Annotated in this window: 9 protein-coding genes; 3 read left to right on the top strand and 6 right to left on the bottom strand. The window is 68.5% G+C overall.

What is annotated here, in order from left to right; translation table 11 throughout:
- Positions 1–168 precede the first annotated feature (168 nt).
- Together QK291_RS11275 and QK291_RS11280 are read left to right on the top strand one after the other, a co-directional pair.
- Positions 169–1,209 carry an alpha/beta hydrolase gene (locus QK291_RS11275; RefSeq protein ID WP_282381797.1) on the top strand — a complete coding sequence of 347 codons (1,041 nt, stop codon included), beginning with the start codon at positions 169–171 and terminating at the stop codon, positions 1,207–1,209.
- Between the two features lie 89 nt (positions 1,210–1,298).
- Positions 1,299–1,634: a hypothetical protein gene (locus QK291_RS11280; RefSeq protein WP_282381800.1), complete on the top strand. Its 336-nt coding sequence runs from the start codon at positions 1,299–1,301 to the stop codon at positions 1,632–1,634.
- 187 nt (positions 1,635–1,821) lie between these two features.
- On the opposite strand, the gene QK291_RS11285 is transcribed toward QK291_RS11280, so the two are convergent.
- The 5 genes from QK291_RS11285 to QK291_RS11305 form a co-directional block, all read right to left on the bottom strand.
- Positions 1,822–3,618 carry a gamma-glutamyltransferase gene (locus QK291_RS11285; protein ID WP_282382098.1) on the bottom strand — a complete coding sequence of 599 codons (1,797 nt, stop codon included), beginning with the start codon at positions 3,616–3,618 and terminating at the stop codon, positions 1,822–1,824.
- Positions 3,619–3,718: 100 nt separating this feature from the next.
- Entirely contained in the window at positions 3,719–3,847 is a 129-nt protein-coding gene (locus tag QK291_RS11290; protein WP_282381802.1) for a hypothetical protein, read from the bottom strand.
- Between the two features lies 1 nt (position 3,848).
- Positions 3,849–5,243, bottom strand: a complete 1,395-nt coding sequence (locus tag QK291_RS11295) for an OFA family MFS transporter (protein ID WP_282381804.1) — start codon at positions 5,241–5,243, stop codon at positions 3,849–3,851.
- Positions 5,244–5,423: 180 nt separating this feature from the next.
- Entirely contained in the window at positions 5,424–7,892 is a 2,469-nt protein-coding gene (locus QK291_RS11300; RefSeq protein WP_282382099.1) for a Tex family protein, read from the bottom strand.
- Between the two features lie 182 nt (positions 7,893–8,074).
- Entirely contained in the window at positions 8,075–8,680 is a 606-nt protein-coding gene (locus tag QK291_RS11305; protein WP_282381805.1) for a heme-binding protein, read from the bottom strand.
- Positions 8,681–8,878: 198 nt separating this feature from the next.
- Here QK291_RS11305 and QK291_RS11310 point away from each other — a divergent pair, with 198 nt between their 5' ends.
- Positions 8,879–12,547: a bifunctional RecB family nuclease/DEAD/DEAH box helicase gene (locus QK291_RS11310; protein ID WP_282381806.1), complete on the top strand. Its 3,669-nt coding sequence runs from the start codon at positions 8,879–8,881 to the stop codon at positions 12,545–12,547.
- A 165-nt stretch (positions 12,548–12,712) separates the two neighbouring features.
- Here QK291_RS11310 and QK291_RS11315 read toward each other — a convergent pair whose 3' ends face one another.
- Entirely contained in the window at positions 12,713–13,510 is a 798-nt protein-coding gene (locus QK291_RS11315) for a triose-phosphate isomerase family protein (RefSeq protein WP_282381807.1), read from the bottom strand.
- Positions 13,511–13,517: the final 7 nt, after the last annotated feature.

The following is a 13,517-nucleotide window of genomic DNA, read 5'->3' on the forward strand; positions in this document are numbered from 1 at the left end:
AAACCCCGACGCAACTACTACTTCCGCCCCGCAGACCTCAACACCGCAGCATGACACTGCGCCCGATAAAGGCCGCAGGCGGGCGGCGGGCAGCGAGCGCGAAGATCAAAGGTGGCGTTGGGGCATTCCATGATCCAGCTATCTCGATCATGGAGATAACATCGAACTGTGAAGGATGTCAGACCGGACGACCCCGAACACTCGACGCGCCTTAGCTCGGCAGTCCTGCACTGGAGTGCCGTCGTCGCTGTCTTGGCGCTGATCGTGGTCCCGCTCTGGATGTTGCTTGGCAACAGCGCCGTCCTCGGTGGCCACCCCGCCCTGCACATCCTCCTCTCGGCGGCTTCCATACTGGGCCTCCTCTGGATGTTCAGACTGGTCACACGCTCCCCTCTGCTCGAGCGCCGGAGCCTGGACAAACACCAGAACCTGCGAAGACGCCAACGGCCGCAGCGCCACGTGTCGGGCCTGCAGCTGCTCCGTGGCCTCGCGGGCCGCATTGTTGCTTTGTGCCTCGTCGCGGCTCTGGCGTGGCTCAATCCGTTTACGTACCAGCCCGGAGGTAGCGCCGGTCAGGCACTGGGGTCGCCTGGGACCACGCGTACGAGCATTACCGAAGACGCCACCACCATCACCCTCGCCCCGGAAGGGAGGGCCAGCGCGGGTCTCGTCTTCTACCCGGGGGCGCGGGTTGAAGCGCGCGCCTATCAAGACATCCTGCGCCCGCTCGCGAACGCCGGCTATCTGGTCGTCATCTTGAAAGTGCCTCTGGGCATCTCCCTGCTGCATCCAGGACAGGCCCGCGCAACCATCGACCGGCACCCCGAGATCACCACGTGGGCGGTTGGTGGCCACTCGCTGGGAGGAGTCAGCGCGTCAGCCTTTGCACAGTCGACCCCCGAGGTGTCCGGACTGCTGCTGTTTGCCGCGTACCCCGCGGACAGCATGGCGGAGTCCGGTGGCCTCGCGGTGTTGTCGATCTCCGGCTCGAACGACGGCCTCACCACTCCGGACAAGATCGCGGCGTCGAAGCCTCTGCTTCCCCCGACCGCCATCTTCGCAACAGTGGAAGGCGGCGTGCACGCCTTCTTCGGAGACTACGGTGCCCAACCCGGGGACGGCGAGCCGAGCGTGTCCCGCGAACAGGCACAGCAGCAGATCGCCGCGGAGTCGGTCCGCTTCATGGACCGGCTCGCACCGGCCGGCTGACAGGCGTTGACTCGCCGCCCCGCCGCAGGCAGCCGCCTTCTGCCACGATGGAAGCATCCGCACTCGCACTGCGAGAGAGGAGGCCCGGCATGCTAAACCGCTTCTACGTCAATCCAATCCTGCCCGCCCAAGACGGCTACCGGGCCCGAAGGTTCTATCGTGACGTTCTCGGCGTCGAGCTGCTGACCGGCGAAACGGACGACCCCATGGTGTTCGGCGCGGCAAACGGCTCGAGCATTGCGCTGAGCGAAATGCCGGACCGCGTTCCACCGCCCTACCCCGTGGTCAGTTTCATGGTCACGGGCATCGAGGAAGTCCTCGAGGGGCTCAAGCCCGGGGCGCTCCGTTCAAGCCTGCCGGCCCTGCCAGCTTCGCAGGCGTCGAAGGCGTCGAAGGCGTCGAAGGCAAGGCCAGCGGGGACGTGATGGACTTCGGCCCGGCGAAATCCGCGTTCCTGAACGACTCCGAAGGCAACCTGATTGCGCTCAACTAATTCCTCGGCTCAGACACTAAAACGCCCTGCTCGCTCGAGCCGACACGCCAGGCGGCTCAGGGAGAGGGACGCAGAGCCCACAACTCCGCGCCTAGCGTCCGGCAGCACGCCTCCGCTTGCTAACGCCCAGCGGCGTACCCTTGCGCGCCGCGGGGGTTGGCCGCCGCCTGCAGCACCCCGGTCTCAGGATCCCGCACCACCGCCGACAGCCGTCCCAGCGTCCAGCCGCCGGCCCGGGTGACAACATGGCCGCGGCGTTCGAGTCCCGCGATGACATCCTCCCCCAGCCGGTCCTCGACTACGGCGCCGCCGGGCTCCCAGGTGCGCGGCCAGAACGAACCTGGCATCGATGTCGTATGAAACGTGGGGGCATCGACGGCCTGCTGCGGCGAGTAGCCGCCGACAATCGTGCGCAGCAGGTACGGCAACTGCCACTGATCCTGCTGGTCACCGCCCGGCGAACCGAGCGCGGTGACGGCCTTGCCGCCGCGCAGCACGAGGGTCGGCGTCAGCGTGGTGCGCGGCCGTTTGCCCGGTGTCAGCGTGGACGGTGTGCCCGGTTCCAGCCAGGTCATCTGCAGCCGGGTACCGAGGCAGAAGCCCAGCTCCGGGATGGCGGGCGAGGACTGGAGCCAGCCGCCGGAGGGTGTGGCGGAGACCATGTTGCCCCAGCGGTCCACGACGTCGATATGGCAGGTGTCGCCGCGGGTCTCCCCGCTCGGCGCCACGGTGGGCTCCCCCGCCCCGAGCCCCGAGGATCCCTCCCCCGCAAGTGCCGGCGGCGTGTAGTGGGTGCGCAGCGGCGGCAGGTACGGCGCCCGCCCGGGCACGGTACCGGGCCGGAACTCGTGCGAGGCCCGCTCGCCAATCAGCATCCGGCGTTGGGCGCAGTACTCCTCGGACAGGAGGTACTCCAGGGGCACGTCCGTATCGCCGTAGTACGCTTCGCGGTCCGCGAGGGCCAGCTTCTGGGCTTCCAGGATGGTGTGCGCCCCGAGCTCGGTGGACGGGTCGAGGTACTCGTCCTCGAACCCCTCGAGCAGGGCGAGCGTCTGCAGCAGCGCCGGGCCCTGCCCCCACGGCCCCGTCTTGGCGATGGTGTGCCCACGGAACTCAACGGTGGCTGCCGGCTCGTAGCCTGCCTCGAACCCCGCAAGGTCCCCCATCGTCAGAACCCCGCGGTGGTCGGTGCCCGAGGAATGCCGGTGCGGGGCCTGGCCGGAGTCCACCATGGCCTCGGCCACGAAGCCCTCGCGCCATTCGCGGCGGGCCGCGTCGATCCTGCCCTCGCGGGACTGCCCCACCGGAACCCCCACCGGAGAAACCCCCGTAGACTCCGGCGGAGCGGCCACCCCGGCGCCGATCAACAGCTGCAGGGTCCTTGCGTAGGCCGGGTTCCGGACCAGCTCCCCGTCGGCCGGGATCCGTCCGCCGGGCATCCAGAGCTCGGCCGAGGTGGGCCAGTGCGTCTGGAACAGCTCCGCCACGGCCGCGATGGTCGTCCCGACCCTGCCCAGCATCGGGTGCCCGTCGCGTGCATAGCCGATCGCGAATTCCAGCACCGCGTCCAGTTCCCAGGTCCCGTGGTCGCGCAGCAGCAGGAGCCAGGCATCGACGGCGGCGGGCACCGCGGCGGCCAGGGCCCCCGAGCCCGGAACGAGCTCCAGGCCTTCGGTGAGATAGTGCTCCACGGTAGCCCCGGCCGGGGCCGGGCCCTGGCCCATCAGGACGACCGGCGTGCCCGGCGCCTCCGCGGTGACGAAGACGCCGGTCATGTCGCCGCCGGGACCGTTGAGGTGCGGCTCGACGACATGCAGCACGAACGCTCCCGCCGTCGCGGCGTCGAACGCGTTACCGCCGCGTTCGAGCACGGCCTGCGCCGCCGCCGTCGCCAGCCAGTGCGTTGACGCGCTCATCCCGAAGGTGCCTTGCAGCGTGGGGCGGGTGGTGAAGGTCTCCGCGGGCGTGAACGCGGCGGCAGCGGCGTGTGCGGTTGCCACGGACTCCTGCGCGGTGTCAGCCAAACAGTGCCGCCACCCGGGTCAGGGTTTCGTACACGCCGTAGCCCAGGGGCACTCCGACCAGCGCCCAGGCGACGGTCAATTTCCCGGTGGACTGTTTCACCGATGTCTGTGCAGTGCTCATCTCAGGCCTCCATGGCGGGTTCTTCGGCCCGGACACGGTCCGGGCGTGGTTCGTGGAACCGGGCGTCGACCGGTTTGACCAGGAGGTTGGCCACAAAGCCGATGACCAGCAGCCCCACCATGGTCAGCAGTGCCGGCTGGTAGGACGCGGCGGTCAGCTGGCCGGGCTTGCCCTGGGCGTCCAGGAACGCATTGACGATGAGCGGCCCGGCGATGCCGGCCGCGGACCAGGCGGTGAGGAGCCGGCCGTGGATCGCCCCGACCTGGAAGGTGCCGAAGAGGTCCCGCAGGTAGGCCGGGACGGTCGCGAAGCCGCCGCCGTAAAAGGAAATGATGACGAACGCGAGCGCCACGTAGAGGAAGGTGCTGGAGGATCCGGCGAGTGCCAGGACCATGTAGAGCACGGCACCGGCCCCGAGGTACATCATGTAGATGCGCTTGCGGCCGGTCATGTCCGAGGTTGCGGACCAGGCGAAGCGGCCGGACATGTTGCCGATCGAGAGCAGCCCGACGAATCCGGAGGCGACGGCGGCGCTGACCAGGGACACGCCGTCGGACTGGCGGAAGAAGTCCTGGATCATCGGGGCGGCCTGCTCCAGGATGCCGATGCCGGCGGTGACGTTGCAGAAGAGGGCGATCCAAACGAGCCAGAACTGCCTGGTCTTGACGGCGTTCTTGGCGGAGACGTTGTCAGTGGTGACGAGCGTGGCAGCCTTGACCTTAGAGGGGTCAAAGCCGTCCGGCTTCCAGCCCTCGGCCGGGACCTTGATGGTGAAGGCGCCGAACATCATGTAGGCGAGGTACACGACCGCGAGGGTCAGGAAAAGCTTGCCGACGGAGTCGCCGCTGGCCACCCAGCCCTTGGCGCCGGAGTTCGGATCGTACATTTTCAGCAGCGCGGTGGAGACCGGGCTGGCGATTAGGGCACCGCCGCCGAAGCCCATGATGGCCATGCCGGTCGCGAGGCCCGGCCGGTCCGGGAACCATTTGATCAGGGTGGAGACCGGCGAGATGTAGCCGATGCCCAGACCGATGCCGCCGATGAAGCCGTAGCCCAGGTAGACGAGCCAGAGCTGGCTGCTGAAGATGCCGAGCGAGCCGATCAGGAAGCCGCTGGCCCAGAACATCGCCGAGGTGAACATCGCTTTGCGCGGGCCGTTCTTATCCACCCACGTGCCCATGATGGCGGCGGAGAGGCCCAGCATCACGATGGCGATCGAGAAGATCACGCCAATCTCGGTCAGGCTCGCACCGAAGTGCTTCACCAGCGCCGTTTTGTAGACACTCGTCGCGTATGCCTGGCCGATGCACAGGTGCACTGCGAGCGCTGCGGGCGGCACCAGCCAGCGGTTGAATCCGGGTGGGGCGATCGTTCGGTCACGGTCCAGCCAGCCCATAAGTGCTCCCAATACTTGTCGAAGACGTCGGTGTCCCAACGGCGTAGAGGCGAAGGGACCCGATATGGGCCGTTGCCTCCGGCAATCATGGTGCAAATCGACAGCAAACGTACTACTTATGCGACGAGCGGTAGGAAATCCGCGATAAGTGGTCAGGCTACTTCGCGATGAACGGTCTGCTTACCTGCCGAGTCCAGCCTTCCGGAGTGCCTCGGCCATCGCCGTGTTGGCGGGCGCTGGCACAGGCGCCGTTTTCTGCGGCTGCCTGGCGGGATTCCTCCGGTCGGGTGCCGGCTTGCCGGACGGCTGGCCGGAGGGCGTACTGGAAGGCTGCCTTGTCGGCGCTCGCTGCGACGGCCCCTGCATCGTCGGGGCCTGCTGAGCCGCCTGTCGCGCGCGGTCTGGCCGGTCAGCCGCACGCCCACCGGCACGGGAGCCGCCGGCGGCCGATCCGGCGGCCGCAGGTTCGTCGTCGAGCCGCAGCGTCAGCGAGATGCGTTTCCGCTCCGGATCGGCCTCCAGCACCTTGACCCGCACCATCTGGCCGGACTTGACCACCTCCCGCGGATCGGAGACAAAGCGGTTGGCCAGCGCGGAGACGTGCACCAGGCCGTCCTGGTGCACGCCGACGTCGACAAACGCGCCGAACGCCGCCACATTGGTCACCGTCCCCTCCAGCACCATCCCCGGCCTGAGGTCCGAGATCTTCTCGATGCCCTCCGCAAAGGCCACCGCGGCGAAGGCCGGCCGCGGATCCCGCCCGGGCTTCTCGAGCTCGGCGATGATGTCCTGCACCGTGGGCAGGCCGAAGGACCCGTCAACGAAGTCCCGCGGGTTCAAGGCGGCGTAGCTTCCCGCAGGCCCCTTCCCGCCGGCGGCGGCCTTGATCTTCCGCGCCACCGGATACGCCTCCGGGTGCACGCTGGAGGCGTCCAGCGGCTCCGCTCCCCCGGTGATCCGCAGGAATCCGGCGCATTGTTCGAACGCCTTGGCGCCGAGCCTTGGCACCTTCTTCAGCTCGCTGCGTTTGCTGAACGGGCCGTGTTCGTTCCGGTACGCCACGATGTTCTCGCTCAGCAGCGGCCCAACGCCGGCCACCCGGCTCAGCAGCGCCGGGGAAGCGGTGTTGACGTCCACCCCCACAGCGTTCACGCAGTCCTCGACGACGGCATCGAGGCTGCGGTCGAGTTTGGCGGCCGTGACGTCGTGCTGGTACTGCCCGACGCCGATCGACTTCGGCTCGATCTTCACCAGCTCCGCGAGCGGATCCTGCAGGCGCCGGGCGATGGACACGGCTCCCCGCAGGGACACATCCATCCCCGGCAGCTCGGCGGAGGCCAGCGCGGACGCGGAATAGACCGAGGCGCCCGCTTCGGAGACCACGATTTTCTGCGGTTTGGCTGTGGCCGGCGACGCGGCAGGACCGGAGGCCGTGAGCTGCTTGAGCAGGTCCGCGGCGAGCTTGTCCGTCTCCCGCGACGCGGTGCCATTGCCGATCGCCACAAGTTCGACGTGGTGCTTCCGCGCCAGGCCCACGAGCGTCCGCAGCGCCTCGTCCCACTTCCGGGCCGGGGCATGGGGGTAGATCGTGTCCGTCGCCACCACCTTCCCGGTGCCGTCCACCACCGCGACCTTCACTCCCGTGCGCAGTCCCGGGTCAAGGCCCAGGGTGGCGCGGTTCCCGGCCGGTGCGGCGAGGAGCACGTCGCGGAGATTGGCGGCGAAGACCCGCACAGCCTCGTCCTCGGCGGCAGCGAACATCCGGCTTCGCAGGTCCGCGGTCAGCCGGGCCAGCACCCGCGAGCGCCAGGCGAGCTGCGCGGTCTGCAGCAGCCACGCGTCGGCGGGCCGGCCGCGGTCGGCGACGCCGAGGAACCGGGCCACGGCGGCTTCGTAACGGCCGCGCGCAGCGGTAAGGGCGGCGTCGTCGTTCGGTTCGGCCTCGGCTAGGTCCAGCTCCAGCACCCCGTCCTTCTCGCCGCGCAGCAGCGCCAGGACGCGGTGCGAGGGCATCCCGGACGGCTGCTGGGAGAACTCGAAGTAGTCCTTGAACTTCTGCCCCTCGGCGTCCTTGCCCTTCTTCACGCGGGAGACCATCCGGCCCTGGGTCCAGAGCCGCTCCCGCAGCGTGGCGGCCAGGTCGGGGTCCTGCGCGACGCGTTCCACCAGGATGGCGCGGGCGCCGGCGAGCGCTGCGGCGGCGTCGACGATGGAATGTTCGTCGTTGACGTACCGGGCGGCTTCGCGTTCCGGATCGAGCTCCGGCCGCTGCAGCAGGGCGTCGGCGAGCGGCTCCAGTCCGGCCTCGCGGGCGATCTGCGCCTTGGTCCGCCGTTTGGTCTTGAACGGCAGGTAAATGTCCTCCAGCCGCGACTTCGTATCGGCACCCACGACGGCGGCCTGGAGTTCCGGCGTCAGGGCACCCTGCGCGGCGATCACCTCCAGAACGGTCCGGCGGCGGTCCTCCAGTTCGCGGAGGTAGCGCAGCCGCTCGTCCAGTTCACGGAGCTGGGTGTCGTCGAGTGTCCCGGTGGCTTCCTTGCGGTAGCGGGCGATAAACGGCACGGTGGAGCCGGCGTCGAGCAGGTCCACGGCCGCCTTGACCTGCCAGGCCTGCACGCCGAGCTCGGCGGCGATCTGGGCGGCGATGCCGGACTCCTGCGCTTGCGGGGCCCGCGCTTGTGGGGCCTGCGCTTGCGGGGCCCGCGCTTGTGGGGCCTGCGCTTGCGGGGCCCGCGTCCTGGCGGACGGAGTCCGCGGCGGCGGTGCGGGGGCTGAACTGGCGGGGCGCTGCGGGAGTTGGGTCACCCTGCCATTTTGCCTTACCCGGCTCAGGGGCCGGGCTCGCCTGACTCGGGAAGCGGCTCCTGCACGTCCTGGACAACCTCGTTGCGGCGCAGGAACCACGGTTTGAACGGCGGATCAAAGCGGGCGAATCGTGGCGGCCCCACCGGCGTCAGCCCAGCCAGCACCAGCGCCGCCTGGAGGCCGGTGTTGCGCCGTTCAAAAGCAGCTTCCGAGCCGCTGCCGGAGAACTGCAGAACTGCCGCCAGGGACCCGGGGACCGTCCGGATCTTGACTTGGGGGTTCGCCGGGACCGGAGCCGTCTCCGCCGTCATCTCTGCGGGGAGCACGAAGGCAACCTCAAAGTCAGCGGTACCTTCGCTTCCAGGCAGCGGACCGCTCTGGAGCACCGGGGCGGTCATCGCCAGCTTCTGTGAGGGCCCTGGCTCCTGGATCACCGGAGCCGTCATCGCCAGCTTCTGTCGGGCGCTGTTGCTGCCGCTGATGTAGTTGAACAGGTGCCGGAAGGCAGCATTCCCGGCCCGGTCAAACGTTGCATTGACATGAATCCCGGCCACCACGTACGCGGGATAGCGGCGCAGCTCGAAGTGCGCGAAACGCTGGACGAGTTCATAGGGTTGCTGTTCAGTCATGGTCCTCAGACCCTACGCCGATCCCCCTACGGGAAACAACGGTCTTTGCCCGTTAATGCTTGCTCGTGGCTGGTGGCTGGTTCCTGCTCAATTGTCAGAGGGCTTTGATAGCTTGAATAGCAGACGGACCGGCTGTGCTGCCTGCATGTCTAAGGCGGCAAGCCGATACATCCGCGGCGCATCAACATCGGGGGCACAGTGTTTTTTCTTGAACCGGAAGTAGCCGGTACCGCACAGGACCTGGTTTTCTCCGCGAGCGACCTCGTCACGGCGGCCAGCTGTGAGTACCAGCTGTTGCGCAAACTCGACGAGAAGCTCGGCCGCTCGCCCAAGGCCGCCTTTGACGCCGACGAGATGCTCCAGCATGCAGCCGTGCTGGGTGACCGCCACGAGCACAAGGTCCTCGACGGTTTCGTCGAGGAGTTCGGGCACTGGGATCCGGCCTCCGGTCGCGGCGTGTACGACGTCGTGCCCGCAGCAACCATGGACCGCGCCACCCTGTTGGCCAAGCATCGGGAATCCCTCGACGCCCTGCGCTCCGGCGCCGACGTTGTATTCCAGGCCGCCTTCTTCGACGGCCAGTTCCACGGCCGCTCCGACTTCCTGGTCCGCCAGGCCGACGGCAGCTACGCCGTATTCGACACCAAACTGGCCCGGCACGCGAAAGTGACCGCGCTGCTCCAGCTGGCCGCCTACGGCGATCAGCTACTCAAGGCCGGGATCCCACCGTCCCCGGTGGTGACCCTGGTCCTCGGCGCGACGGTCCCGCTCCCGGGCGGCGGCTTCGACTACGTCCGCAGCCACCATAAACTCTCGGAAATCCTGCCGGTCTTCCGCGAGCGGCGGGACCGCTTCCTGACGCTGACCTCTTCGCATCTGGCGCAGCCCGGGACCGCGCATTGGGGCGCGCCCGGGCTGAGCGCCTGTGGCCGCTGCGACTACTGCCAGGAGCAGGTCGCGGCCACCGACGATCTGCTGCTCGTGGCGCGGATGAACTCGGCGCAGCGCAAGACGCTCCACGGACAGAACATCTTCACGGTCAAGGAGCTCGCGGAGGCCCGTCTTCCCGGGGCGAACGGCGCACTCCTGCGCCTGCAGGACCAGGCGAGGATGCAGAGTGGGGTCGGTGCTTCCGACGGCGGAGTCCGGTACCTCAAGGACGGAGCGGAACACAGCATCAGCTACCGGGTCGTCCTGGAAAACACGCTGGCCGAACTGCCGCCACCCAGCGCGGGGGACATTTTCTTCGACTTCGAGGGCGATCCGCTGTGGCAGGAAAGCGCCACAGGGGTCTGGGGACTGGAGTACCTGTTCGGCGTCATCGAAGCGCCGGCCGGTCCCGGCGTCCCGGGAGTGTTCCGGCCGTTCTGGGCGCACAGCCGGGAAGCGGAAAAGCAGGCCTTCCTCGATTTCCTGGACTATGTGCAGAAACGCCGCCAGGTCCACCCGGACATGCACGTCTACCACTATGCGGCCTACGAGAAGACGGCACTCCGGAAGCTCTCCGTAATGCACGTTGCCGGCGAGGACATCGTCGACCACTGGCTGCGCGAGGGGCTCCTGGTGGATCTGTACCAGAGCGTCCGCAACAGTATCCGCATCTCCGAGAATTCCTACAGCATCAAGAAACTCGAGCCGCTCTACATGGGGACGAATCTGCGCTCCGGGGTTGTGAAGGACGCCGGCGCCTCGGTGGTGGCCTATGCCCACTACTGCGATGCGCGCGACGATGAGCGGTATGAGGAAGCGGCCAGCATCCTCGCCGGGATCTCCGACTACAACGAATACGACTGCCTCTCCACACTGAAGCTCCGGAACTGGCTCCTCGGGCTGGCGCGGGAGCGCGGGGTCAAGCCGTCCGGGGCCGGCGACGGGTCCACGGCCGGCGACGGGTCCACGGCCGGCGACGGGCTGGGGGACGCTGACCTGGACCCACTGGAAGCGTCGCTGGCCGGGCTGGTGGATGCCGCGCCGGGTGCAGCTGACCTGGACCCGCTGGAAGCGGCGCTTGGCGGGCTGGCGGAAGCCGCCGTCGGGCTGTCCGAGGACGACCGGAAGGCGGTTTCCATTCTGGCGGCCGCGGTCAGCTATCACCGGCGGGAGCGCAAGGCTTTCTGGTGGGCGCACTTCGACCGCTGCGAGAACGGCCCCGACACGCATCACCAGCAGGACCGCAACGTCTTCCTGGTCGAGGATGCGGAGGTGCTGGAGGACTGGTGGAAGGATGGCGCCAAACTTCCGGAGCGGAAGGTGAAGCTGGTTGGCACGGTCAGTCCGGGCTCGGACCTCCGTGTGGGCAGCACGTGGTTCCGCATGTATGAGCCGCCGTTGCCGGCCGGGCTGGAGGGCACGGGGATCAACAGGACCGGACGCAACGGCTGGTTCGGCACCGAGGTGCTGGACCTGGGCCACGAGGACGGCAAGGACACCGTCATCATCCGGGACAAGCTGCGCAGGAACACCGAACCGTATTTCCAGGTCCCTGTCGCGCTGACCGAGGACCAGCCCATCCAGACCAAGAGCCTGGAGGACGCCCTGGCGTCCCTGGCCTCCAACGTCGCAGCGGGACTGCAGTCCAACCCGCCGGTGTTCCCGCGACATCCGGCCCTGGATCTCATCCGCCGGGTTCCTCCGAAGCTTGCCTCCGGGGCGGCTCTGCCCGCGCCGGGCGAGGGGCCGGACCGCTTCATCGACGCCATCACTTCGGCAGTGCTGGCCCTTGACCACTCCTACCTGGCCGTCCAAGGGCCGCCCGGAACCGGCAAGACCCATGTGGGATCGCATGTCATCGCCCGGCTGGTGGACCGGGGGTGGAAAATCGGCGTCGTCGGGCAGTCCCATGCGGTGGTCGAGAACCTGCTGAAGACCGCTGTGACCAAGGCCGGCGTCAACCCGTCCCTGGTCGCCAAGGAAGTGAAACACGCGGAGCCGCTTCCCTGGGAGCAGCGTTCGGCGAAGGACGTCGCGCGCCTGCTGGGCTCGCCGGGCGGGGCGCTCATCGGCGGGACAGCCTGGACGATGACGGGAGCCAACGTCCCAGCGGGGTCGCTGGATCTGCTGGTGATCGACGAGGCCGGGCAATTCTCGCTGGCCAACACCCTGGCCGTGGAGCAGGCCAGCAGCCGCCTGCTGTTGCTCGGTGATCCCCAGCAGTTGCCGCAGGTCAGCCAGGGCGCGCACCCCGAGCCAGTGGACGAGTCAGCGCTGGGCTGGGTTTCGGCCGGTCATGCCACGCTGCCGCCGGACCTGGGCTATTTCCTGGCCGACTCGTGGCGGATGACGTCCGAGTTATGCCGGGCCGTCTCCGAACTCTCCTACGAAGGGAAGCTGCGCTCGGCTCCGGCTGCGGTCCGCCGGCGGCTCGAAGGAATACCGGCCGGGATCGAAACCGTCATGGTGGAGCACCGCGGCAACGTCACGTTGTCGGCCGAGGAAGCCGCCGAGGTCGTCCGCCAGGTGCGGCGCCATCTGGGGCTGGGCTGGCACTCGGAACAGGGCACCCGGCCGCTGGCCGTCGCGGACATCCTGGTGGTCGCCGCCTACAACGCCCAGGTCAACGTGATCCGCGACGCACTCGATGCCGCGGCCCTTGCCGGCGTCCGGGTGGGAACCGTCGATAAGTTCCAGGGCCAGGAGGCTGCGGTGGTGATCGTGTCCATGGCGTGTTCCGCGGTGGCCGACGCTCCGCGTGGAATGGAATTCCTGCTCTCCCGCAACCGGATCAATGTGGCGGTGTCACGCGGCCAGTGGCGCGCCGTCGTGGTCCGCGCGCCCGAGCTGACCAACTACCTCCCCGCCCACCCCAAGGGCCTGGAGCAGCTGGGCGGATTCATCGGGCTGTGCCAGCGGTCGGTCGCCGCCAGCTAGACGGGACATGCCCATCCTTCGAGCTCCCACCGCGGGACATGCCCATTCTTCCTGGCCAAGCCCGCGGGACATGCCCATTCTTAAGCATGAACAGTGGGCAGAATGGCATTCTGCCCACTGTTCACCGCTGGGACTGGACATGTCCACCGGGAACTGTGCCGTGTTTCAGCCAGTCTGGCGTGCTTCATCCAACAGGAGTGCCTCATCCAGCACGGCGCCGAAGTTCGCGGGGTTGTGGGCGAACCGGCCCAGGAAGAGGCCGGAGACGCCGTCGAGCCTGGGCAGGAGCCCCGGTTTGGCCGAGCCGCCGTAGATGACCGGCAGACCCTCCAGCCCGGAGGCGGCGAGGTGGCTCCTGAGCCGCCGGACGACGTCGGACACGTAGCCGGCGCCTGCGGGCTCCGCCGCACCGATGGCCCAGACGGGTTCGTAGGCGATGACGAGCCCGGCCGCAAGCGCCCAGTCACTTTCGACCGCCGACCGGATCTGGCGGTACACAAATTCAACGGCGCCGGCGGCACTGCCGCCGTCGGGCTCTCCCACACAGAGCAGCGGCGTCAGCCCCGCGTCAGCCGCAGCCCTCACTTTGCGGGCAATCATGGCGTCGTCTTCGCCGAAGTGCCGGCGGCGTTCGGCGTGGCCTATTTCAACGAGGCTGACGCCAAGCTCGGCGAGCATGGACGGGGCGACTTCCCCGGTCCACGGCCCGTCCGCCCAGCCGCAGTTCTGCGCGCCAAGCAGCAGCGGTGAACCGTGCAGCAGCCCGGCGGCCGCCGGCAGGACCGGGAACGACGGAATGACAAACGGGACAACCCGCCCGGCCGCGAGGGCCGGGCGGGTGTCCACTTCACGGCGCAGCTGCCCCAGCCAGTCCAGGCTGTCCAGGTAGCCCAGGTACATCTTGGTGCTGACACCGACCAGGATGCTGCCGCTGGTCGTCTGGCCGGGGTGGTGCTGCTGCATTGGTGTT

Origin of the sequence: Arthrobacter sp. AL12 (assembly GCF_029960645.1) — a bacterium.
Taxonomy (GTDB): domain Bacteria; phylum Actinomycetota; class Actinomycetes; order Actinomycetales; family Micrococcaceae; genus Arthrobacter.

Coding starts and splice junctions, on each gene's coding strand:
- QK291_RS11280 (WP_282381800.1), top strand. CDS start 1,299: ATGCTAAACCGCTTCTACGTCAATCCAATCCTGCCCGCCCAAGACGGC.
- QK291_RS11285 (WP_282382098.1), bottom strand. CDS start 3,618: ATGAGCGCGTCAACGCACTGGCTGGCGACGGCGGCGGCGCAGGCCGTG.
- QK291_RS11290 (WP_282381802.1), bottom strand. CDS start 3,847: ATGAGCACTGCACAGACATCGGTGAAACAGTCCACCGGGAAATTGACC.
- QK291_RS11295 (WP_282381804.1), bottom strand. CDS start 5,243: ATGGGCTGGCTGGACCGTGACCGAACGATCGCCCCACCCGGATTCAAC.
- QK291_RS11305 (WP_282381805.1), bottom strand. CDS start 8,680: ATGACTGAACAGCAACCCTATGAACTCGTCCAGCGTTTCGCGCACTTC.
- QK291_RS11315 (WP_282381807.1), bottom strand. CDS start 13,510: ATGCAGCAGCACCACCCCGGCCAGACGACCAGCGGCAGCATCCTGGTC.